At 67.6% G+C, this 19904-nt stretch carries 28 protein-coding genes and 1 pseudogene; 28 read left to right on the plus strand and 1 reads right to left on the minus strand.

Translation table 11 applies throughout. The annotated features are described in order from the left end of the window. The first annotated feature begins 125 nt into the window (after positions 1 to 125). The 28 genes and pseudogenes from galA (at position 126) to ACESMY_RS16010 (ending at position 18888) form a co-directional block, all read left to right on the plus strand. Positions 126 to 2600 carry a beta-galactosidase GalA gene (galA, locus tag ACESMY_RS15875; protein ID WP_372785589.1) on the plus strand — a complete coding sequence of 825 codons (2475 nt, stop codon included), beginning with the start codon at positions 126 to 128 and terminating at the stop codon, positions 2598 to 2600. Between the two features lie 120 nt (positions 2601 to 2720). After that, positions 2721 to 3554 (plus strand): hypothetical protein, encoded by an 834-nt coding sequence (locus ACESMY_RS15880; RefSeq protein WP_372785590.1) that lies wholly within the window; start codon positions 2721 to 2723, stop codon positions 3552 to 3554. 52 nt (positions 3555 to 3606) lie between these two features. Continuing rightward, on the plus strand, positions 3607 to 4440 hold the full coding sequence (locus tag ACESMY_RS15885; RefSeq protein WP_372785591.1) for a GIN domain-containing protein: 834 nt from the start codon (positions 3607 to 3609) through the stop codon (positions 4438 to 4440). A 302-nt stretch (positions 4441 to 4742) separates the two neighbouring features. Next, positions 4743 to 5051 carry a 30S ribosomal protein S10 gene (gene rpsJ / locus ACESMY_RS15890; RefSeq protein WP_012521787.1) on the plus strand — a complete coding sequence of 103 codons (309 nt, stop codon included), beginning with the start codon at positions 4743 to 4745 and terminating at the stop codon, positions 5049 to 5051. A 13-nt stretch (positions 5052 to 5064) separates the two neighbouring features. After that, a pseudogene (rplC, locus tag ACESMY_RS15895) lies at positions 5065 to 5808 on the plus strand (50S ribosomal protein L3); the annotation flags it as partial. A gap of 134 nt (positions 5809 to 5942) precedes the next feature. Further along, positions 5943 to 6578, plus strand: a complete 636-nt coding sequence (gene rplD / locus ACESMY_RS15900; RefSeq protein ID WP_372785592.1) for a 50S ribosomal protein L4 — start codon at positions 5943 to 5945, stop codon at positions 6576 to 6578. Continuing rightward, positions 6578 to 6880, plus strand: a complete 303-nt coding sequence (locus ACESMY_RS15905; RefSeq protein ID WP_372785593.1) for a 50S ribosomal protein L23 — start codon at positions 6578 to 6580, stop codon at positions 6878 to 6880. The genes rplD and ACESMY_RS15905 overlap by 1 nt, the downstream gene beginning before the upstream one ends. Positions 6881 to 6884: 4 nt before the next feature. Then, positions 6885 to 7721: a 50S ribosomal protein L2 gene (gene rplB / locus ACESMY_RS15910; protein WP_372785594.1), complete on the plus strand. Its 837-nt coding sequence runs from the start codon at positions 6885 to 6887 to the stop codon at positions 7719 to 7721. A gap of 3 nt (positions 7722 to 7724) precedes the next feature. Continuing rightward, positions 7725 to 8003: a 30S ribosomal protein S19 gene (rpsS, locus tag ACESMY_RS15915; protein ID WP_309605671.1), complete on the plus strand. Its 279-nt coding sequence runs from the start codon at positions 7725 to 7727 to the stop codon at positions 8001 to 8003. Between the two features lie 2 nt (positions 8004 to 8005). Beyond that, positions 8006 to 8386: a 50S ribosomal protein L22 gene (gene rplV, locus ACESMY_RS15920; protein ID WP_325553220.1), complete on the plus strand. Its 381-nt coding sequence runs from the start codon at positions 8006 to 8008 to the stop codon at positions 8384 to 8386. Continuing rightward, complete coding sequence (rpsC, locus tag ACESMY_RS15925) at positions 8386 to 9147, plus strand: 30S ribosomal protein S3 (protein WP_372785595.1); 762 nt, start codon at positions 8386 to 8388, stop codon at positions 9145 to 9147. Before rplV ends, rpsC begins: the two co-directional genes overlap by 1 nt. Before the next feature lie 11 nt (positions 9148 to 9158). Then, positions 9159 to 9587, plus strand: a complete 429-nt coding sequence (gene rplP, locus ACESMY_RS15930; protein WP_372785596.1) for a 50S ribosomal protein L16 — start codon at positions 9159 to 9161, stop codon at positions 9585 to 9587. Then, the gene (gene rpmC / locus ACESMY_RS15935) at positions 9587 to 9781 is read left to right on the plus strand and encodes a 50S ribosomal protein L29 (protein WP_309605675.1); all 195 of its coding nucleotides are present in this window, start codon (positions 9587 to 9589) and stop codon (positions 9779 to 9781) included. Before rplP ends, rpmC begins: the two co-directional genes overlap by 1 nt. Before the next feature lie 12 nt (positions 9782 to 9793). After that, complete coding sequence (rpsQ, locus tag ACESMY_RS15940) at positions 9794 to 10045, plus strand: 30S ribosomal protein S17 (protein ID WP_372785597.1); 252 nt, start codon at positions 9794 to 9796, stop codon at positions 10043 to 10045. 13 nt (positions 10046 to 10058) lie between these two features. Next, positions 10059 to 10427 (plus strand): 50S ribosomal protein L14, encoded by a 369-nt coding sequence (rplN, locus tag ACESMY_RS15945; RefSeq protein WP_056018090.1) that lies wholly within the window; start codon positions 10059 to 10061, stop codon positions 10425 to 10427. Next, positions 10427 to 10741, plus strand: a complete 315-nt coding sequence (rplX, locus tag ACESMY_RS15950) for a 50S ribosomal protein L24 (RefSeq protein ID WP_372785598.1) — start codon at positions 10427 to 10429, stop codon at positions 10739 to 10741. Before rplN ends, rplX begins: the two co-directional genes overlap by 1 nt. Continuing rightward, entirely contained in the window at positions 10734 to 11300 is a 567-nt protein-coding gene (rplE, locus tag ACESMY_RS15955) for a 50S ribosomal protein L5 (RefSeq protein ID WP_372785599.1), read from the plus strand. The genes rplX and rplE overlap by 8 nt, the downstream gene beginning before the upstream one ends. Before the next feature lie 18 nt (positions 11301 to 11318). Next, positions 11319 to 11624 carry a 30S ribosomal protein S14 gene (gene rpsN, locus ACESMY_RS15960; RefSeq protein WP_372785600.1) on the plus strand — a complete coding sequence of 102 codons (306 nt, stop codon included), beginning with the start codon at positions 11319 to 11321 and terminating at the stop codon, positions 11622 to 11624. Between the two features lie 12 nt (positions 11625 to 11636). Then, positions 11637 to 12032: a 30S ribosomal protein S8 gene (gene rpsH, locus ACESMY_RS15965; protein WP_372785601.1), complete on the plus strand. Its 396-nt coding sequence runs from the start codon at positions 11637 to 11639 to the stop codon at positions 12030 to 12032. Between the two features lies 1 nt (position 12033). After that, complete coding sequence (gene rplF, locus ACESMY_RS15970; RefSeq protein ID WP_372785602.1) at positions 12034 to 12567, plus strand: 50S ribosomal protein L6; 534 nt, start codon at positions 12034 to 12036, stop codon at positions 12565 to 12567. Positions 12568 to 12570: 3 nt separating this feature from the next. Beyond that, entirely contained in the window at positions 12571 to 12930 is a 360-nt protein-coding gene (gene rplR / locus ACESMY_RS15975) for a 50S ribosomal protein L18 (RefSeq protein WP_372785603.1), read from the plus strand. Positions 12931 to 12940: 10 nt separating this feature from the next. Beyond that, positions 12941 to 13522, plus strand: coding sequence for a 30S ribosomal protein S5 (gene rpsE / locus ACESMY_RS15980; protein ID WP_372785604.1), 582 nt, complete (start codon positions 12941 to 12943; stop codon positions 13520 to 13522). Positions 13523 to 13528: 6 nt separating this feature from the next. Continuing rightward, on the plus strand, positions 13529 to 13708 hold the full coding sequence (gene rpmD / locus ACESMY_RS15985) for a 50S ribosomal protein L30 (RefSeq protein ID WP_372785605.1): 180 nt from the start codon (positions 13529 to 13531) through the stop codon (positions 13706 to 13708). 78 nt (positions 13709 to 13786) lie between these two features. Beyond that, on the plus strand, positions 13787 to 14272 hold the full coding sequence (rplO, locus tag ACESMY_RS15990) for a 50S ribosomal protein L15 (RefSeq protein ID WP_372785606.1): 486 nt from the start codon (positions 13787 to 13789) through the stop codon (positions 14270 to 14272). An 84-nt stretch (positions 14273 to 14356) separates the two neighbouring features. Continuing rightward, complete coding sequence (gene secY, locus ACESMY_RS15995) at positions 14357 to 15706, plus strand: preprotein translocase subunit SecY (protein ID WP_372785607.1); 1350 nt, start codon at positions 14357 to 14359, stop codon at positions 15704 to 15706. Positions 15707 to 15761: 55 nt separating this feature from the next. Next, entirely contained in the window at positions 15762 to 16334 is a 573-nt protein-coding gene (locus ACESMY_RS16000; protein ID WP_372785608.1) for an adenylate kinase, read from the plus strand. A gap of 198 nt (positions 16335 to 16532) precedes the next feature. Beyond that, a complete protein-coding gene (locus ACESMY_RS16005) occupies positions 16533 to 18155 on the plus strand; it encodes a tetratricopeptide repeat protein (RefSeq protein WP_372785609.1) in 1623 nt (540 codons plus the stop codon). 70 nt (positions 18156 to 18225) lie between these two features. After that, positions 18226 to 18888 (plus strand): hypothetical protein, encoded by a 663-nt coding sequence (locus ACESMY_RS16010; RefSeq protein WP_372785610.1) that lies wholly within the window; start codon positions 18226 to 18228, stop codon positions 18886 to 18888. Here ACESMY_RS16010 and ACESMY_RS16015 read toward each other — a convergent pair. After that, entirely contained in the window at positions 18885 to 19895 is a 1011-nt protein-coding gene (locus ACESMY_RS16015; RefSeq protein ID WP_372785611.1) for an adenosine deaminase, read from the minus strand. The genes ACESMY_RS16010 and ACESMY_RS16015 overlap by 4 nt on opposite strands. Between the last annotated feature and the right edge of the window lie 9 nt (positions 19896 to 19904).

Genomic DNA, 19904 nt, shown 5'->3' on the forward strand with positions numbered 1-19904 from the left:
TCACTGACCAAGACCATCAGGCCGTCGGGGGATAACCCCGGCGGCCTTTTGCTTGCCCGGAACAGGCGTCGCCGTCACCCTGTCGCCAACCGCCGCGATGAGCCGGCGGATAGAGGGTGGCGAGCATGGAACGTCGGAGATTTCTGAAGGCCGCGGGCGTGGCGGCGGCGGGCGCGGCCCTGGCGCGACCCGGTGTCTCCGGCGCGGCGGCCAAGGCGCCGCCGCCGGAGCCACGCGGACTATCGGCGAGCGGGCCGGGCGAACGGCTGTCGCTCGACCTCGGCTGGCGCTTCCACCGCGGCGACGTGGCCGCGCCCGTGCCCCACACCGGCGACCAGAGCTACGCCAGCACCAAGGCCGGGGCGGCGGGCGGCGCGGCGGGCCTGCGCTACGACGCCTCGTCCTGGCGCGAGCTCGACCTGCCGCATGACTTCGTGGTGGAGGGGCCGTTCGAGGAGAGCGCCAATGTCGCCCAGGGCTATCGGCCGAAAGGCGTCGCCTGGTACCGCCGCACCCTCAAGCTCGACCCCGCCGACCAGGGCAAGCACCTGGAGCTGCAGTTCGACGGCGTCGCGACCAACGCCACCGTCTGGTTCAACGGCAACGTCGTGGCGCACAGCTACAGCGCCTATTCGTCGATCTACGTCGATATCACCGCCTTCGCCCGGTTCGGGGAGGAGTTGAACGCCATCGCCGTCAGGGTCGACGCCGATCCGCTGGAAGGCTGGTGGTACGAGGGCGGCGGCGTCTATCGCCACACCTGGCTGGTCAAGCGCGCGCCGGTCCATCTGATCACCGACGGCGTCTACGCCCATCCGCGCCGCGAGGCGGACGGCCGCTGGACCCTGCCCGTGGAGGCCACGGTCGCCAACACCGGCGAGGCGGTGGCCGAGGCCGAGATCGAGGTGGTGCTGGTCGACCCCGAGGGCCGTCCGGTCACTCAGGGGCGCGCCAGCGTCTCTGTGGCGCCGCTCGAGCGGTCCGTGGCGCGCCTGTCGCTGGAGGTCGTACAGCCGCATCTCTGGTCGATTGAGACGCCGACGCTCTATCAGGTGCGCACGACCGTCCGGCTTGGCGCAGCGGCGGTGGATGAGGCGGCCACGCTCTGCGGCTTCCGGACCCAGAGGTTCGATCCGGACCGCGGCTTCTTCCTCAACGACAAGCCGGTGAAGATCCAAGGCGTCTGCATCCACCAGGATCACGCCGGCGTCGGTATCGCCCTGCCGGACGCGATCATCGACTTTCGGCTGCGGCGGCTGAAGGCGCTGGGCTGCAACGCCATCCGCTCGTCGCACAACGCGCCCACCCGCGAGCTGCTCGATGCGGCCGACCGGCTGGGCTTCCTGGTGATGGACGAGAACCGGCTCTTCAACACCAGCGCCGACTATCTGCGGATGCTGGAGTGGATGGTGCGGCGCGACCGCAACCATCCGAGCGTGATCCTCTGGTCGGTGTTCAACGAGGAGCCGCTACAGGGCCGCCGCGAGGGCTATGAGATGGTCCGCCGCATGGCCCGGGTGGTGAAGAGCCTGGACACCACCCGGCCGGTCACCGCGGCGATGAACGGCGGCATGTTCAACGCCGTGAACGTCTCCCAGGCGGTCGACGTGGTGGGCTTCAACTATCAGATCTCGGCCTACGACCGGTTCCACGCGGCCAACCCCACCAAGCCGATGACCAGTTCCGAGGACACATCGGCGGTGTCGACGCGGGGCGAATACCTCAGCGACCGCAAGGGGCGGCACGTCCTGACCTCCTACGACGACGAGGCGCAGCCTTGGGGGGCGACGCACCGGGCGGCGTGGAAAGCGGTCGCGACCCGGCCCTTCGTCGCCGGCGCCTTCGTCTGGACCGGGTTCGACTACCGCGGCGAGCCGCAGCCCTTCGAATGGCCCACCGCGAGCTCATCCTTCGGGATCATGGACCTCTGCGGCTTCGAGAAGGCGGCCTTCTACATCCACCAGGCGCAGTGGGTGAAGGACCGCCCGATCCTGCATCTGATCCCGCACTGGAACTGGCCAGGCCGCGAGGGCCAGAAGATACGCGTCGTGGCCATGGCCAACACCGAGACCGTGGCCTTGATCCTCAACGGCAAGCTGATCGGCGAGCAGAAGGTCGATCCGTTCGAGATGAACGAATGGCAGGTAGCCTATGCGCCCGGTCGGCTGGAGGCGGTGGGCAAGACCGCGGGGAGGGTGGTCGCCCACGCTGTGGTGGAAACCACCGGCGCGCCCGTCGCCCTGCGCCTGACGCCGGACCGGATCGGCCTGGCCGGGGATGGGCGGGACGCCATGCCGGTGACGGTCGAGGCGCTGGACGCCCAAGGCCGACCGGTCCCGACGGCGAACCTCCCCGTCGCTTTTGAGATCACGGGCGGGCGGATCATCGGCCTGGGCAACGGCGACGCCAACAGCCACGAGCCGGAGAAGGGGAACGCCCGCAGGCTCTACAACGGCCTGGCGCAGGTGATCGTGCAGAGCGAGGCGGGCGGGGCAGGCGTGCTGGCGCTGCGTGCAAAGGCCCCGGATCTGAAGCCGGCCGAGACGCGGATCGCAGTGCGGGCCGATCGCGGGCCGCCCAGCGCGCCCCGGCCAAGTTGAAGGCGCCCGCCCGCGAGGAAAGGCTGCTCATGACAGCCAAGTCATGACCGCGAATTAAGCTGCTTCGACTGCAACGCAGGGCTAGCTTCCGCGCCAGGATTTGAGATTGGGGATCAGACCATGCGTTTTGCGATCGCGCTGCTGGCGGCCGCGGCGGCCTTGACCACGGCGGGCGCCGCCGCCGCCGCGCCCTCCGTCGAGATCAGGGACGCGGTCGTCCGCGTCACGGTGATCCCCGAGGACCGCGCCGACGTGAAGGTGGAGATCCTGACCACCAATTCGAAGCTGCCGCTGGAGGTCAGGACCCAGGGCTCGGAGACCATCATCTCGGGCAACCTCTGGCATCGCATCCACGACTGCCATTCCCGAGGCGACCATCCGACCGCCTGGGTCGGCGGGATCGGCATCGTCGACTTCAAGGACATGCCGCAGGTGGTGATCCGCACGCCCAAGGCGGTGGCGATTTCGGCGGGCGGGGCGGTCTATGGCTCGATCGGCCGCGCGGCGAGCCTCGACCTGGAGAATTCCGGCTGCAGCGGCTGGACCCTCGCCGACATCGCGGGCGACGTGGCCCTGCGCGAATCCGGCGCCGGCTCCGTGCGGATGGGCTCGGCCGGCAAGCTCGACATCCGGCTCTCCGGGGCCGGCAACGTCCACGCCACCCAGGTCCGCCAGGGCCTGGACGCGACCGTCTCGGGTGCGGGCGGGGTGACCATCGACGACCTCAGCGGCGCCATGCAGGCCCACCTCTCCGGCGTCGGCCACATCAAGGTCGCCCAGGGCCACGTGGGCGCGCTGCGGGCCTCGATCTCAGGGGTCGGCGGTGTCGACTTCGGCGGCCAGGCTGAAAGCCTCGACGCCTCGATCTCCGGCTTCGGCGGCATCCGCGTGAAGGCGGTGAGCGGCCAGGTGACGAAATCCATCTCGGGCGGCGGGCACGTGACGATCGGCTGACGCCGCGTTGCGACCTCGCTCCCGGACCCAAGAGACCAAGAGGAACCGAAAGATGCGTATCTTCCTGATGCTGGCGGCCACCGCGGCCGCGGCCCTCGCCGCCGGCGCCGCCAGCGCGGCCTCTGTCGAGGTGAAAGACGCCGTGGCCCGGGTGACGGTAGTCCCGGAGAACCGCACCGACATCAAGGTCGATATCATCCAGGCCAATTCGCAGCTGCCGCTGGAGGTGCGCACCTTCGCGGGCCGCACCATCGTCGATGGCCGGCTCGGCCGCCGGGTCCGCGGGTGCCGCGGCTCGGGCGAGAACGTCAGCGTCCATGTCCGAGGGGTCGGCGACGTCTCCTGGCGGGAGATGCCCCAGGTGGTGATCCATACGCCGCGAGACGTCGACGTCGACGTGGGCGACGCCGTCTGGGGCTCGGTCGGCCGCTCGGCCAGCCTCAAGCTCGGCAACGCCGGCTGCGGCGACTGGACCGTCGGCAATGTCGAAGGCGCCATGCGGATCAGCCAGGCCGGATCGGGCGACACCCGCGCCGGGTCGGCCGCCGAGGCGAAGATCCGGGTGGCCGGCTCCGGCGACACCGCCGTGGGTGACATCCGCGGCGGCCTCGACGTCGATATCGCCGGCTCCGGCGACGTGACCGTGGCCTCGGTCTCAGGTCCCCTGGACGTCCACGTGGCCGGCTCCGGCGACGTGAAAGTGGCCGCCGGTCACACGCCGACCCTGAGCGTGGCGGTGGCCGGCTCCGGCGACGTCGACTTCCGCGGCGTCGCCGACAGCGTGAAGGCCCGCATCGCCGGGTCCGGCGACATCCGGATCCGCGAGGTCAGGGGCCCGATCTCCAAGACCGTCATGGGCTCCGGCGGCGTGACCATCGGCGACTGACTTCGGGCAACGGCGGGCGGCCGAAAACCGGCCCCCGCGCCCTTGACGCCACCGAGTCGAACCGGTAATGACGCGCCTCCTGTTGGACCGGCTGTAGCTCTCGGGCTAGACGCGGTCCGCAGAACGAGCTGAGGCAGTGCTCTCACCAGCGCCTCGGCACAGGCCCTCGCGGGTATCGCGTGGGCCTAAGTCGTTTTTGCGGACTTACGCGTACGGGCTCTCACTTGAGAGTTCGGGTTGGTCTTTGAAATGGTCGAGATCACGCGGACGGTTCGTCGTCTGTAGGGAACGAAAAGAGCGATATGGATCGTCAGAACATCCGCATCCGCCTCAAGGCGTTTGACCACCGCGTGCTGGACCATTCCACGCGCGAGATCGTCAACACGGCCAAGAGAACTGGCGCGACCGTGCGCGGGCCCATCCCGCTGCCGACGCGCATCGAGAAATTCACCGTCAACCGCTCGCCGCACATCGACAAGAAGTCGCGCGAGCAGTTCGAAATCCGCACGCACAAGCGCGTGCTCGATATCGTCGACCCCACCCCGCAGACCGTGGACGCGCTGATGAAGCTCGACCTGTCCGCCGGCGTGGACGTCGAGATCAAGCTCTAAGGGGATTGATCCGATGCGAACTGGCGTAATCGCCAAAAAGCTGGGCATGGCGCGCTTCTTCGATGAAGCGGGAACCCATGTGCCGGTGACCGTGCTCAGCCTCGAGGGCTGTCAGGTCGTCGCCCAGCGCACCCAGGACAAGGACGGCTACGTGGCCCTCCAGCTGGGCGCGGGCGCGAAGAAACCCAAGAACACCTCCAAGGCCATGCGCGGCCACTTCGCCAAGGCGGAAGTCGAGCCGAAGCGCACGATCGCGGAGTTCCGGGTCTCCGAGGACATGCTGATCGACGTGGGCGCCGAGTTCACCGCCGACCACTACCTCCCGGGCCAGAAGATCGACGTGACCGGCGTGACGGTCGGCAAGGGCTTCCAGGGCGCCATGAAGCGCTGGAACTTCGGCGGCATGCGGGCCACCCACGGGGTGTCCGTCTCCCACCGGGCCCACGGCTCGACCGGCCAGCGCCAGGATCCGGGCAAGACCTTCAAGGGCAAGAAGATGGCCGGCCACCTCGGCCAGGAAACCGTCACCACCCTCAACCTCACCGTCTGGCGCGTCGATGTCGAACGCGGCCTGATCCTGGTGAAGGGCGCCGTTCCCGGCACCGAAGGCGACTTCGTGAAGATCCGCGACGCGGTGAAGATGGCCGCCCCCAAGGACATTCCGACGCCGGGCGCCTTCCGCAAGGCCGGTGAAGAGCCCAAGGCTCCCGCCGCCGAGGAAGAGCCCACGGTCGTCGAAGCCGCCGCCGAAGCCGAAGCGCCTGCCGCTGAAGCGCCCGCCGCCGAGGAACCCGCCGTGAGCGCGGCTCCGGAAGCCGAAGCGCCGACGGCTGAAGCCTCCGAAACCGAAGCCCCGGCCGCGGAAGCGCCGGAAGCCGGGGAAGAAGCCTGATGAAACTCGACGTCATCAAACTGGACGGCGGGAAGAGCGGCTCGATCGAGCTTTCCGACGACATCTTCGGGATCGCCGACATTCGCGGCGACATCCTGCAGCGCATGGTGACCTGGCAACTCGCCAAGCGCCGCGCCGGCACCCACAAGGTCCAGGTCCGCAACGAAGTCTCGCGGACCTCGAAGAAGATGTACAAGCAGAAGGGCACCGGCGGCGCCCGTCACGGTTCGCGCCGGGCGGCTCAGTTCGTCGGCGGCGCCCGGGCCCACGGGCCCGTGGTCCGCAGCCACGCCTTCGGTCTGCCCAAGAAGGTCCGCGCGCTCGCCCTGCGTCACGCGCTCTCCTCCAAGGCCAAGGACGGTTCGCTGATCGTCGTCGACACCCTGACGCTCAAGGACGCCAAGACGGCGGCCCTGCGCACCCAGCTCGGCGCCATCGGCATCACCCACGCCCTGGTCATCGGCGGGGTCGAGGTCGACAAGAACTTCGGCCTGGCCGCGCGCAACATCCCGAATGTGGACGTGCTGCCGAACGCCGGCCTCAACGTCTATGACGTGCTGCGCCGCCGCACCCTGGTGCTCACCAAGGACGCGGTCGAAGCGATCCAGGCGCGCTTCGTTAAGGAGGCCGCGTAATGGCTGAGCAACCCACCGCCCGTCACTACGACACCATCCTGTCGCCGGTGATCACCGAAAAGGCCACGCTGCTCTCCGAGCACAACAAGGTCGTCTTCCGCGTCGCTGGCGACAGCACGAAGGACGAGATCGCGGCGGCCGTCGAGGCGCTGTTCAAAGTGAACGTCACCAAGGTCAACACCCTGAACGTCAAGGGCAAGACCAAGCGGTTCCGCGGCATCAAGGGCCGGCGTTCCGACGTCAAGAAAGCTGTCGTGACCCTGGCCGAAGGCCAGTCGATCGACATCACCACGGGGCTCTGATCCGATGGCCTTGAAGCAATATAACCCGACCTCTCCCGGTCGCCGCCAGCTGGTGCTGGTGGACAAGTCCGAGCTCCACAAGGGCGGGCCTGTGAAGTCCCTCGTCGAGGGCCTGACCAAGTCCGGCGGACGTGGCGGCGGCGGTCGCATCGCGGTGCGTTTCCGCGGCGGCGGCGCCAAGCGCCTCTACCGCAAGATCGATTTCAAGCGCCGCAAGTTCGACATGGTCGGCACGGTCGAGCGCCTGGAGTACGACCCCAACCGCACGGCGTTCATCGCGCTGATCAAATATGCCGACGAGGAGCTGGCCTACATCCTGGCTCCGCAACGGCTGAAGGTCGGCGACCAGGTGATCGCGGCCGAAAAGGCCGACGTGAAGCCCGGCAACGCCATGCCGCTGCGCGGCATGCCGATCGGCACCATCATCCACAACGTCGAGCTGAAGCCCCTGAAGGGCGGCCAGATCGCCCGCTCCGCCGGGACCTACGCCCAGCTCGTCGGCCGCGACGCCGGCTACGCCCAGATCCGCCTGAACTCGGGCGAGCTGCGCATGGTGCCGGACGGCTGCATGGCCACGGTGGGCGCGGTGTCGAACCCCGACCACATGAACGAGGTCATGGGCAAGGCCGGCCGCAATCGTCACAAGGGCCGCAGGCCCCACGTCCGCGGCGTCGCCATGAACCCGGTCGACCACCCGCACGGCGGCGGCGAAGGCAAGACCTCCGGCGGCCGTAACCCGGTCACCCCGTGGGGCAAGCCGACCAAGGGCGCCAAGACTCGTACGAACAAGACGACCGACAAGTTCATCATCCGGTCACGTCATGCCAGGAAGGCTCGCTAAGCGATGACCCGCTCAGTCTGGAAAGGTCCGTTCGTCGACGGATACCTGCTCAAGAAGGCCGAGGCCGTCCAAGGCTCTGGCCGCAAGGACGTGATCAAGACCTGGTCGCGCCGCTCCACCATCATGCCGCAGTTCGTGGGTCTCACGTTCGGCGTGCACAACGGCCAGAAGCACGTCCCCGTGCACGTGTCGGAAGACATGGTCGGCATGAAGCTGGGCGAGTTCGCGCCCACCCGCTTCTTCCCCGGCCACGCCGCCGACAAGAAGGCCAAGAGGAAGTAGCCATGTCGCAGACGAAGAAAGTTCGCCGACTGGCCGGCATCGAAGCGATGGCGAAGGTCCGCACCCTGCGGACCAGCGCGCGCAAGCTGAACCTGGTCGCCCAGTCGATCCGCGGCCTCAAGGTCCAGCGGGCGCTGAACGAGCTCGAGTTCAGCCACAAGCGCATCGCCAGCGACGTCCGCAAGGCGCTCTATTCGGCGATCTCCAACGCCGAGAACAACCACAACCTCGACATCGACTCCCTGGTCGTCGCCGAGGCCTACGTGGGCAAGAACCTGGTGATGAAGCGCTTCTCCGCCCGCGCGCGGGGCAGGGCTTCGCGTATCGAGAAGCCGTTCAGCGAGATCACCATCGTGGTCCGCGAACTGGGTGAGGCTGCCTGATGGGTCAGAAAGTCAATCCGATCGGGCTTCGGCTCGGCATCAACCGCACGTGGGACAGCCGCTGGTTCGCCGACGGCGCCGACTACGGCAAGCTGCTGCACGAGGACATCAAGGTCCGGCGCGCGCTGAAGAAGCGCCTCTACCAGGCCGGCGTCTCGCGCATCACCATCGAGCGTCCGCACAAGAAGTGCCGCATCACCATCTATGCCGCGCGCCCCGGCGTGATCATCGGCAAGAAGGGCGCGGACATCGACAAGCTGCGCAAGGACATCGCGGCGATGACGGATGGCGAGGTTCACCTGAACATCGTCGAGATCCGCAAGCCCGAGACCGACGCCCAGCTGATCGCCGAGAACATCGCCCAGCAGCTCGAACGCCGCGTGGCCTTCCGCCGCGCCATGAAGCGCTCGATGCAGTCGGCCATGCGCCTTGGCGCCAAGGGCGTCCGCATCAACGTCTCCGGCCGCCTGGGCGGCGCGGAAATCGCGCGGATGGAATGGTACCGCGAGGGCCGGGTGCCGCTGCACACGCTTCGCGCCGACATCGACTACGGCTTCACCGAGGCCAAGACCACCTACGGCATCATCGGCGTGAAGGTGTGGGTGTTCAAAGGCGAGGTGCTCGAGCACGACCCGATGGCGCTGGATAAGCGTCTGGCCGGCGAAAGCGGGCCCGCGGGTGAAGGCGGCGGTCGTGACCGCGCTGGCGATCGTCCCGACCGCGGCCCGCGCCGCGATCGGCGCGAGCAGGCGAACGCGTAAGGGCCGATCAGATGCTGTCTCCGAAAAAGACCAAGTACCGCAAGCAGTTCAAGGGCAAGATCCATGGTCTTGCCAAGAGCGGCTTCACGCTGAACTTCGGCTCCTATGGCCTGAAGTCGGTCGAGCCCGAGCGGGTCACCGCGCGTCAGATCGAGGCGGCCCGCCGCGCGATCACGCGTCAGATGAAGCGCCAGGGCCGGGTGTGGATCCGGATCTTCCCCGACGTGCCGGTCACCGACAAGCCGGCCGAAGTGCGGATGGGCAAGGGCAAGGGCGCGGTCGAGTACTGGGCCGCGCGCGTCCACCCGGGCCGGATCATGTTTGAAATCGACGGCGTGCCTGACGACGTGGCCCGCGAAGCCCTGCGCCTCGGCGCGGCCAAGCTTCCGGTGAAGACCCGCATCGTCACCCGCATCGACGCCGTCGCGGAGCACGCGTGATGAAGATCGATGAAGTTCGCGGGCTGACGCCCGACCAGCTGGCCGAAAGCCTGATCAACCTGAAGAAGGAGCAGTTCAACCTGCGCTTCCAGAAGGCGACCGGCCAGATCGAGAAGACCCACCGCGTGGATCAGGTGCGCAAGGATATCGCGCGCATCAAGACCCACCTGCGGACCAAGCAGGCACAGGCCTGAGGAGACTGACAGATGCCCAAACGAATTCTCGAAGGCGTTGTCGTTTCCGATAAGGGCGACAAGACGGTGGTGGTGAAGGTCGAGCGGACCTTCCTGCATCCGGTGCTGAAGAAGACCGTCCGCCGGTCCAAGAAGTACCACGCCCACGACGAAACCAACGCCTACAAGGCCGGGGACAACGCCCGCATCATCGAGTGCGCGCCGAAGTCGAAAACCAAGACTTGGGAGGTGCTGCCCAAGGGCGGCGCCGACCAGGCAGCGTAAGGGATCAGAACCTATGATCCAGATGCAAACTAACCTGGAAGTCGCCGACAACTCCGGCGCACGCCGAGTCATGTGCATCAAGGTGCTGGGCGGCGCGGGGCGCCGTTATGCCGGCGTCGGTGACAAGATCGTGGTCTCCGTGAAGGAAGCCATTCCGCGCGGCCGCGTGAAGAAGGGCGATGTGCTGCAAGCCATCGTCGTCCGCACGAGCTCGGCCATCAAGCGCAAGGACGGTTCGGTTATCCGCTTCGACAAGAACGCGGCGGTGATCGTGAACAAGCAAAGCGAGCCGATCGGCACGCGGATCTTCGGCCCGGTTCCCCGCGAACTGCGCGCCAAGAACCACATGAAGATCATTTCGCTCGCCCCTGAGGTGCTGTGATGGCGGCGAAGATCAGAAAAGGGGACCGCGTCGTGGTCCTCACCGGCAAGGACAAGGGCCGCCAAGGCGCGGTCTCCAAGGTGTTCCCGAAGGAATCCCGCGTGCTGGTCGACGGCCTGAACATGGTTCAGCGCCACACCCGGCCGTCGCAGGGCGATCCCCAGGGCGGCATCAAGAACAAGGAAGCGCCGCTTCACGTGTCGAACGTGGCCGTCGTCGACTCCAAGGGGAAGGCGACCCGCGTCGGCTTCCGCATGGACGGCGACAAGAAGGTCCGTTTCGCCAAGACGACCGGCGAGGTGATCAATGGCTGATCAAGCTTACGAACCGCGGCTGAAGTCCGACTACCGGACCCGGATCCGCAAGGCCCTGAAGGACCAGTTCGGCTACACCAATGAGATGCAGATCCCCAAGCTGGACAAGATCGTCCTGAACATGGGCATCGGCGAATCGGTGGCCGACTCCAAGAAGGTCAACGCGGCCATGGCCGACCTGGCGAAGATCGCCGGCCAGAAGCCCGTGCCCACCAAGGCGCGCACCTCCATCGCCGGCTTCAAGCTACGCGAAGGCATGGTGATCGGCGCCAAGGTGACCCTTCGCGCGGACCGCATGTACGAGTTCCTGGATCGCCTGATCACCGTGGCCCTGCCGCGGGTGAAGGACTTCCGGGGCCTGAAGCCCACCTCTTTCGACGGTCGGGGCAACTACGCCCTCGGTCTGCGCGAACACATCGTGTTCCCGGAGATCAACTACGACGAGATCGACCAGATGTGGGGCATGGACATCATCGTCACCACCACTGCGAGGACCGATGACGAGGCGCGCGCGCTTCTGAAGGAATTCCAGTTCCCGTTCGTCATCGCGCAAGCGTAAGCGGGAAAGAAAGAGCACATGGCCAAGAAAAGCGCCGTCAACCGCAACCTGCGGGTCCAGGCCCTCGTCAAGCAATACGCCGCTAAGCGTCTCGAGCTTAAGGCTGTCGCCAACAACGAGAGCCTGCCGCTGGAAGAACGTTTTGAAGCCCGGCTGAAGCTGGCGGAATTGCCGCGCAGTTCGTCCAAGACCCGCATCCGTAACCGGTGCCTGGTGACTGGTCGTCCGCGCGCCTACTACCGCAAGCTGAAGATGAGCCGGATCTCCCTGCGTGACCTCGGGTCGCACGGGCTGATCCCCGGCCTCGTCAAGTCGAGCTGGTAGGAGGGTCCCGCAATGGTCAACGACCCCATCGGCGATCTGATCGCCCGCATCAAGAACGCCGCCACCCGCGGCCGCTCGAAGGTGATGACGCCCGCGTCGAAGATGCGCGCCCGTCTCCTCGACGTGCTCACCGACGAAGGCTACATCCGCGGCTACCACCTGGTGGAAAAGCCTGGCGCCTTCCCGGAATTCGAGATCGAGCTGAAGTACTTCGATGGCGCTCCCGTCATCGTCGACATCGCCCGCATCTCCAAGCCCGGCCGGCGCGTCTATTCGTCGATCAAGGACCTGAAGCCGGTGAAGAACGGCCTCGGGATCTCGATCCTGTCGACGCCCAAGGGCGTCATGTCGGACACCGCCGCGCGCGACGCGAACGTGGGCGGCGAAGTCCTCTGCCGGGTCTACTGATATGTCTCGTATCGGAAAGAAGGCGGTCGCCATTCCTGCGGGAGTGACGGTGACCGTCGAAGGTCAGACGGTCACGGTGAAAGGCCCCAAGGGGCAGCTTTCCTGGACGGTCGCCGAAGAGATCGAAGTGAGCCAGGCGAACGGCGAACTGACGCTCGGCAAGCGCGTCGAGGGCCAGCGCGCCCAGGCCATGTGGGGCCTCTCGCGGACCCTGGTCGCCAACATGGTGACCGGCGTCACCACGGGCTTCGAGCGCACGCTCGAGCTGGTGGGCGTGGGTTACCGCGCGGCGATGAAGGGCCAGGCGCTCTCCATGCAGCTCGGCTTCAGCCACGACGTCGACATTCCGGCCCCGGCCGGGATCAGCTTCGCCGTGCCCAAGCAGACTGAAATCAAGATTTCCGGCATCGACAAGCAGCAGGTCGGCGAAACCGCCGCCCGCATCCGCCGTATCCGTCCGCCCGAGCCCTACAAGGGCAAGGGCGTGCGCTACGCCGGCGAGCAGGTCCGCCGCAAGGAAGGCAAGAAGAAGTAGGCCATGGCCCTTTCCTCCCGTGATTCATCGCAGAAGCGCGCGCAACGCACGCGCACCCGTCTGCGCAAGCTGGCCAACGGGCGTCCGCGCCTGTCGGTCTTCCGTTCGTCGAAGAACATCTACGCCCAGGTCATCGACGATGAGCGCGGCGTGACGCTGGCGGCCGCCTCGTCGCTGGAAAGCGGCGAGAAGACCAAGAAGGGCGCCGACAAGGACGCCGCGGCCCGCGTGGGCGCGCTCGTCGCCCAACGCGCCATCGACAAGGGCGTCAAGGACGTGGTCTTCGATCGCGGCGGCTACCTCTATCACGGTCGGGTGAAGGCGCTGGCTGACGCCGCGCGTGAAGCCGGCCTGAATTTCTAAGGAACGCTAGATGGCTCGCAGAGACGACAACCGCGGCGGTCGCAACAATCGCGAAGAAGAACGCGACAGCGACATCGTCGAAAAGTTGGTCCACATCAACCGCGTGGCCGCCACCGTGAAGGGCGGGCGCAGGTTCTCCTTCGCCGCCTTGATGGTGGTCGGCGACCAGAAGGGCCGCGTCGGCTTCGGTCATGGCAAGGCGCGCGAAGTGCCGGAAGCCATCCGCAAGGCGACCGAAGAAGCCAAGAAGACGATGATCCGCGTGCCGCTGCGCGAAAGCCGCACCCTGCACCACGACGGCAACGGCCGCTGGGGCGCGGGCAAGGTGATGGTCCGCTCGGCGCCGCCCGGCACCGGCGTCATCGCCGGCGGCCCGATGCGCGCGGTCCTGGAGACGCTCGGCGTGCAGGACGTGGTCGGCAAGTCGGTCGGCTCGTCGAACCCCTACAACATGGTGCGCGCGACCTTCGAGGCGCTGAAGGCTCAGTCTTCGCCCCGCCAGGTCGCCGCCAAGCGCGGCAAGAAGGTCTCGGACGTCATCGGCCGCCGCGCCGACGGCGCTTCGACGCCGGCCGCGGACGTGGAAGGATAAGCTTCGATGGCTAAAGTCACCGTCCGCCAGACCGGCAGCCCGATCCGCCGCAAGAAGGATCAGCGCGCGACCCTGGTCGGCCTGGGCCTCAACCGCCCCGGCCGCGTCTCCACGCTCGAGGACACCCCCTCGGTGCGCGGCATGATCGCCAAGGTCGCCCACATGATCGAGATCGTCGAAGGCTAAGGCCTTCGGCCCTCGATCCACGTCACATCAAGCCGAGTCGGGGTCTCGCCCCGGCGCCAGATCTCCAAGGAGAGGCACATGACCAAGCTCAACGAACTTTCGCCGCGTGAAGGCTCCACCAAGGGCCGCATGCGCGTCGGCCGCGGCCCGGGCTCGGGCAAGGGCAAGACCGCCGGTCGCGGCGTGAAAGGCCAGAAGGCGCGCTCCGGCGTCGCCATCGCCGGCTTCGAAGGCGGCCAGATGCCGCTGCACATGCGCATGCCCAAGCGCGGCTTCAACAACATCTTCCGCAAGGACTTCGCCGAGGTGAACCTGTGGCGCCTGGAGCAGGCGATCGCCGCCGGCAAGCTCGACGCCAAGAAGGCCATGGACGCCGACGTCCTGATCGCCGCCGGCGTCGTGCGCCGCGCCAAGGACGGCCTGCGCCTGCTCGGCAAGGGCGAGATCAAGTCGAAGATCGACATCACCGTCTATTCCGCCTCCGCCGCGGCCCGTGAAGCCGTCGAAAAGGCGGGCGGCAAGGTCACCACCACCAAGAAGGAAGCCCCGGCCGAAGAGGCCTGAGCTTAGCTTTGCGACCACGGCGGCCTCGCAAAGGCCGCCGGGGCGCCCTATCTGGTGAGGACTTCGAGTCAGGGGAACTGGTGAATGGCTTCGGCCGCTGAACAACTCGCAGCCAATTTGAACGTCGAGGCCTTTTCGAAGGCCACGGAGCTTCATAAGCGCCTGATCTTCACCATGGTCGCGCTGATCGTCTATCGGATCGGCTGCTACATCCCGATCCCGGGCATCAACATCGCCGCCTTTTCGCAGGCCTTCGAAGGCCAGGCGAAGGGGATCCTGGGCATGTTCAACATGTTCTCCGGCGGCGCCGTGCGGAACATGGCGGTCTTCGCGCTCAACGTGATGCCCTACATCTCGGCCTCGATCATCGTCCAGCTGCTGGGCACGATCTATCCGCCCTGGGAAAAGCTCAGGAAGGAAGGCGGCGAGGCGGGGCGCAAGACGCTCAACCAGTACACCCGCTACCTGACCGTGGTGCTGGCCCTCTTCCAGTCGTTCGGCATCTCCATGGGCCTGCAGTCGGGCCAGGGGATCGTCGACAATCCGGGGATCTTCTTCACAATCTCGACGGTGGCGACGCTGACCGGCGGGACCATGTTCCTGATGTGGCTGGGCGAACAGATCACCAGCCGCGGGGTCGGCAACGGCGTCTCGCTGATCATCTTCGCCGGCATCGTCGCGGTCTTCCCGCGCTACATCGCCCAGGCCTTCTCGCTGGCCCGCACGGGGGCCATGAGCCCGACGGCGCTTCTGATCATCTTCCTCCTGGTGATCGCCGTGACAGTGGCCATCGTCTTCATGGAGCGCTCGCAGCGAAGGCTCCTGGTGCAGTATCCAAAGCGACAGGTGGGCAACCGCATGTTCGGCGGCGACACCTCGTTCCTGCCGCTGAAGATCAACACCTCAGGCGTCATCCCGCCGATCTTCGCCTCGTCGCTCCTGCTGTTGCCGGCGACGGTGATGGGCTTCCTGGCCAACGCCAACCTGCCGTCCTGGGCCCAGTGGCTGCCGGGCGCGGTCGGCCAGTTGCAGCACGGCCGGCCGGCCTTCATGGTGCTCTATGGCCTGCTGATCGTGTTCTTCTGCTTCTTCTATACCTCCGTGGTGTTCAGCCCCGAGGACACGGCGGAGAACCTGCGCAAGTACGGCGGCTTCATGCCCGGCATCCGGCCCGGCAAGCGCACGGCGGAATATCTCGATTTCGTGCTGACCCGCCTGACGGTGATCGGCGCAGCCTATATCGCCATCGTCTGCCTGCTGCCCGAGGCGCTGATCGGGTTCTATAACGCGCCCTTCTACATGGGCGGCACCTCGGTCCTGATCGTGGTCAGCGTCACCATGGACACCGTGACCCAAATCCAGTCACACCTGTTGGCGCACCAATACGAAGGCCTGATCAAGCGCTCGAAACTGCGCGGCAAGGGCGTCCGATAGGAAAGTCTCGCAGGCCCCGCTAAGAGGGCCGGCGATGGGGAAGGGCTTTAGCCGCATGAATCTGATCCTGTTCGGGCCGCCGGCGGCGGGGAAGGGCACCCAGGCCAAGCGCCTGGTCGAGACCCGCAAGATGGTCCAGCTCTCCACCGGCGACATGCTGCGCGCCGCCATCGCCTCCGGCTCGGAACTCGGCAAGCGGGTTTCCGGGATCATGGAGCGCGGCGAGCTGGTCTCCGACGCGATCGTCGTCGAACTGATCGAGCAGCGCCTGCCCGAGGCCGAGGCCGCCGGCGGCGCGATCTTCGACGGCTTCCCCCGCACCCTGGCCCAGGCCGAGGCGCTCGATCGCATGCTGGAGCACCGCGGCTCGCGCATCGACCTCGTCGTCCGGCTGAAGGTCGACGATGACGCCCTGATGCAGCGCGTGGCCGGGCGGTTCGCCGAAAGCGGCCGGCCCGACGACAACCCGGACAGCTTCAAGGTCCGGCTCGACGCCTACAACACCCAGACCGCGCCGCTGTTGCCCTACTACCGCGACCACAGGAAGCTGGTGGAAGTGGACGGCATGGGCTCCATCGAGACCGTCGCCTCGGCCATCGACAAGGCGCTGGACGCACCGCGCGCCTAAGCTTCAGGCCGCGTTCTGGTGAAGCCGTCGATACTCTTCCGAGATGACCTGGTGTGCCGGCGCGTCTTCCACGGCCCGACCAACTCATACGCCGCCGGCTTCGGGAAAGCGCCGGGCGGGAGCTTGCCTTCGCGCGGTCAATTGGCCATTCACCGGCATGGATCGCCCGCCGCCATCCGCCATCAGTGACCGGGGCCGATGAGCCAGGACTTCCCGACCTCCTTGGCCGCCGACATGGAGGCCGCCGTCGCCCATGACCGCGCCGGGCGCCTGGAGGAGGCCGAGCGGCGCTATGCGGAGATCCTCGCGCGGGAGGCGGACACTCTCGCCGCGGCGTTCAATCTCGGCCTGGTGCAGTTGCGCCGGGGCAGGCCGGAGGCCGCCGAGGCGAGCTTCGCGCGCGCCCTGCAGATCGCGCCGGCCTATGCGAACGCCATGGTCAACCGCGGCACGGCGCTGAAGGCGCTTAACCGGCCGGCCGAGGCCGAGGCCTGCTACCGCGGGGCGCTCGCCCTGGAGCCCGGCCACGCCGCGGCGATCCGCAATCTCGGCATCCTCTTCAACCTGCTCGAACGGCACCAGGACGCGCTGGAGGCCGCCGACCTCGCCCTGACGGTTGCGGGGACGCCGGAAAGCTTTATCGCGCGGGGCGACGCGCTCTATGGCCTGGGCCGGTTCGAGGACGCGCTGGCCAGCTACGCCGAGGCCGGAAACCTGTCGCCCGACCCCTATGAAACCCTCATCAAGGCGGCCATCGCCCGGACGCCGCTGCGGCAATATCCACAGGCCCTGGCCTTGCTCGAGGAGGCGGTCGCCTTGCGGCCCGAGAACCCGCTGGCCTATTTCCAGCGCGCCTCGATCCGGCTCTTGACCTGCGACTTCGCCGGCGGATGGCGCGACTACGAGTTCCGCTGGCGCAACGCGCTCTTCAACGCCTCGTCCGCCGCGATGGTGTCGCCGCAGGTGCGCGAGAGCCTCGCCCTCAACCTGGGGATCGATGATGTCAGGGGTCGCCGCGTGCTGCTGGTCGGCGAGCAGGGCATCGGCGACCAGGTGATGTTCGCCAGCATGATCCCGGATCTGGCGGCCGTGGCGGCCAGCGTGACCTGTGTCTGCGACTCCAGGCTGCTCGGCCTGTTCTCCAACTCGTTTCCCGCCGTGCGGTTTGTCGATCCGGGCGCTACGAACCTGTCGCGGTCCGCCTTCGACCTAGTGGTCGCCATGGGCAGCCTTGGACGCATCTTCCGCAACCGCATCGAGGATTTTCCCGGGACCGCCTACCTGCGGCCGCGCGAGGATGTGGTCGCGCGTTGGGCGGCGCGCCTCGGCGCGAGGCCGAAGGGCCTGCGCATCGGCCTCTCCTGGCGGGGCGGGACGCCCGGGACCTCGGCCAGCCAACGTTCGCTCGCGCTCGCCCGGCTCGCGCCGAGGCTCGAAGCCCCGGGGGACGAATTCGTCAGCCTGCAGTACGGCGACGTGTCGGCGGAGGTGGCGGCCGTCAACGCCGGCCTGGCGCGGGAGATCCGCGTCTTCCTGCCGGGCGACATCGATGACTATGAGGAGCTCGCCGGCCTGATCGCCAACCTGGACCTCGTGGTCTCGGTGCAGACCTCGGTGGTGCACCTGACCGGCGCCCTGGGGACGGAGTGCCGGGTGATGGTTCCGTACAATCCGATCTGGCGCTACACGGCCAACGCCGCCACCATGCCCTGGTACCGGTCCGCCCGGATCTTCCGGCAGCCCGAGCCGGAGGGCTGGGACCCGGTGATCGAAAGCGTGGCGGAGACGCTGCGCGCCAGCCGCCCGCCGGCCCGAACCTGACCGTCTGGAGACCAGGCTGCAACCGCCCCCCGTCCTCGACGTCTTCATCGGCTACGATCGCAATGAGATCGTGGCCTACCATGTGCTGTGCCAGAGCATCCTGGAGCGCAGCCGCCATCCGGTGCGCTTCACGCCGGTCAACCTCGCGAGCCTCAAGCCGATCTTCGAGCGCGAGGCCACCAGCCAGCAATCGACCGAGTTCTCCTTCTCGCGGTTCCTCACGCCCTACCTCTCCGGCTATGCCGGCTGGTCGCTGTTCATGGACTGCGACATGCTGGTCCGCGCCGACATCGGCGAGCTCTTCACCCTGGCCGACGACCGCTATGCGGTGATGGTCTGCAAGCACGACTATGCGCCGAAGGACGAGGTGAAGTTCCTGAGCCGCACCCAGTCCCGCTACGCCAAGAAGAACTGGTCGAGCGTGATGCTGCTCAACAACGCCCGATGCCGGGCGCTGACGCCGGCCTTCGTGCGGAACGCGACGGGGCTCGACCTGCACCAGTTCCGCTGGCTGGCCGACGAGGGCGAGATCGGCGGCCTGCCGCTCGAATGGAACTGGCTGGTGGGCGAGTATGACTTCGATCCGGTCGCGCGCGTCGCCCACTTCACCCGCGGCGGACCCTATCTCCCGGGCTACGCTGCCAGCGACTACGCCGACGAATGGCGCGCCATGTACGAGCGCACCGTGCACGCGAAGGGCTCCGGTCCGCGCCCGTGGGAGCCGGCCGGCTAGGCCGCGACGTAGGCCTCGATGGCGGCGAGGTGCGGCGCGATCTCCTGGGGTGTCAGGAACGACCCCGTGAAGCTGTTGCGGGCCAGGGTGGCGAGGTCCTCGCGGGTCAGGCCCAGCGCGCCGGCCGTCGACACCCAGTTCTGCGCCAGGTAGCCGCCGAAATAGGCCGGGTCGTCGGAGTTGATGGTGGCGTGCAGGCCAAGCTGCAGCATGGCCTTCAGCGGATGCAGCGTCAGGTCGTCGACCACGCAGAGCTTGAGGTTCGACAGCGGGCAGACGGTGAGCGTCATGCCCTCGGCGGCCAGGCGCCGGACCAGGGCCGGATCCTCCAGCGCCCGGTTGCCGTGGTCGATCCGGTCGACCCTCAGGACATCGAGCGCCTCCCAGACATAGGCCGGCGGCCCTTCCTCGCCGGCGTGGGCCACCAGCTTCAGGCCGCGGTCGCGGGCGGCGGCGTAGATCTTGGCGAACTTCGACGGCGGATGGCCGATCTCCGAGGAGTCCAGGCCCACGGCCGCGATGCGGTCGAGATAGGGCGCGGCGGCCCTCAGCGTCACGAAGGCGGCGTCCTCATCCAGGTGGCGCAGGAAACAGAGGATCAGCTTGGAGGTGACGCCCAGCGTACGCGCGGCCTCCGCCATGCCGGACAAGAGACCGTCGGCGGCGACCGAGAAGGGCAGGCCACGGTCGGTGTGGGTCTGGGGATCGAAGAACAGCTCCACGTGGCGCGCGCCGTCGCCGGCGACGCGGCGGAAATAAGCCATGGCCAGGTCGTGGAAGTCCTGCTCGGTCATGAGCACGCCCGCGCCCTGGTAGTAGATGTCCAGGAAGTCCTGCAGGTTCGAGAAGGCGTAGGCCGCGCGCACCGCCTCCACCGAGGCGAAGGGCAGGGTGATGCGATTGCGGCGCGCGAACTCGAACATCTGCTCGGGCTCGAGGCTGCCCTCGATGTGCAGGTGGAGCTCGGCCTTGGGCAGGCCGCGGATGAAGTCGGCGTCGGAGGTCATGCGGCGAAT

The organism is Phenylobacterium sp. (assembly GCF_041691455.1).
Classification (GTDB): Bacteria; Pseudomonadota; Alphaproteobacteria; order Caulobacterales; family Caulobacteraceae; genus Phenylobacterium.

Coding starts and splice junctions, on each gene's coding strand:
- rplV (WP_325553220.1), top strand. CDS start 8,006: ATGTCGCAGACGAAGAAAGTTCGCCGACTGGCCGGCATCGAAGCGATG.
- rplD (WP_372785592.1), top strand. CDS start 5,943: ATGAAACTCGACGTCATCAAACTGGACGGCGGGAAGAGCGGCTCGATC.
- rpsJ (WP_012521787.1), top strand. CDS start 4,743: ATGGATCGTCAGAACATCCGCATCCGCCTCAAGGCGTTTGACCACCGC.
- rpsE (WP_372785604.1), top strand. CDS start 12,941: ATGGCTCGCAGAGACGACAACCGCGGCGGTCGCAACAATCGCGAAGAA.
- secY (WP_372785607.1), top strand. CDS start 14,357: ATGGCTTCGGCCGCTGAACAACTCGCAGCCAATTTGAACGTCGAGGCC.
- rpsH (WP_372785601.1), top strand. CDS start 11,637: ATGGTCAACGACCCCATCGGCGATCTGATCGCCCGCATCAAGAACGCC.
- rpsQ (WP_372785597.1), top strand. CDS start 9,794: ATGCCCAAACGAATTCTCGAAGGCGTTGTCGTTTCCGATAAGGGCGAC.
- rplR (WP_372785603.1), top strand. CDS start 12,571: ATGGCCCTTTCCTCCCGTGATTCATCGCAGAAGCGCGCGCAACGCACG.
- rplF (WP_372785602.1), top strand. CDS start 12,034: ATGTCTCGTATCGGAAAGAAGGCGGTCGCCATTCCTGCGGGAGTGACG.
- rpmC (WP_309605675.1), top strand. CDS start 9,587: ATGAAGATCGATGAAGTTCGCGGGCTGACGCCCGACCAGCTGGCCGAA.
- ACESMY_RS15905 (WP_372785593.1), top strand. CDS start 6,578: ATGGCTGAGCAACCCACCGCCCGTCACTACGACACCATCCTGTCGCCG.
- rplN (WP_056018090.1), top strand. CDS start 10,059: ATGATCCAGATGCAAACTAACCTGGAAGTCGCCGACAACTCCGGCGCA.
- rplP (WP_372785596.1), top strand. CDS start 9,159: ATGCTGTCTCCGAAAAAGACCAAGTACCGCAAGCAGTTCAAGGGCAAG.
- rplX (WP_372785598.1), top strand. CDS start 10,427: ATGGCGGCGAAGATCAGAAAAGGGGACCGCGTCGTGGTCCTCACCGGC.
- rplO (WP_372785606.1), top strand. CDS start 13,787: ATGACCAAGCTCAACGAACTTTCGCCGCGTGAAGGCTCCACCAAGGGC.
- rplB (WP_372785594.1), top strand. CDS start 6,885: ATGGCCTTGAAGCAATATAACCCGACCTCTCCCGGTCGCCGCCAGCTG.
- rpsS (WP_309605671.1), top strand. CDS start 7,725: ATGACCCGCTCAGTCTGGAAAGGTCCGTTCGTCGACGGATACCTGCTC.
- ACESMY_RS16015 (WP_372785611.1), bottom strand. CDS start 19,895: ATGACCTCCGACGCCGACTTCATCCGCGGCCTGCCCAAGGCCGAGCTC.
- rpmD (WP_372785605.1), top strand. CDS start 13,529: ATGGCTAAAGTCACCGTCCGCCAGACCGGCAGCCCGATCCGCCGCAAG.
- rpsN (WP_372785600.1), top strand. CDS start 11,319: ATGGCCAAGAAAAGCGCCGTCAACCGCAACCTGCGGGTCCAGGCCCTC.
- galA (WP_372785589.1), top strand. CDS start 126: ATGGAACGTCGGAGATTTCTGAAGGCCGCGGGCGTGGCGGCGGCGGGC.
- ACESMY_RS16005 (WP_372785609.1), top strand. CDS start 16,533: ATGAGCCAGGACTTCCCGACCTCCTTGGCCGCCGACATGGAGGCCGCC.
- rpsC (WP_372785595.1), top strand. CDS start 8,386: ATGGGTCAGAAAGTCAATCCGATCGGGCTTCGGCTCGGCATCAACCGC.
- ACESMY_RS15880 (WP_372785590.1), top strand. CDS start 2,721: ATGCGTTTTGCGATCGCGCTGCTGGCGGCCGCGGCGGCCTTGACCACG.
- rplE (WP_372785599.1), top strand. CDS start 10,734: ATGGCTGATCAAGCTTACGAACCGCGGCTGAAGTCCGACTACCGGACC.
- ACESMY_RS16000 (WP_372785608.1), top strand. CDS start 15,762: ATGAATCTGATCCTGTTCGGGCCGCCGGCGGCGGGGAAGGGCACCCAG.
- ACESMY_RS15885 (WP_372785591.1), top strand. CDS start 3,607: ATGCGTATCTTCCTGATGCTGGCGGCCACCGCGGCCGCGGCCCTCGCC.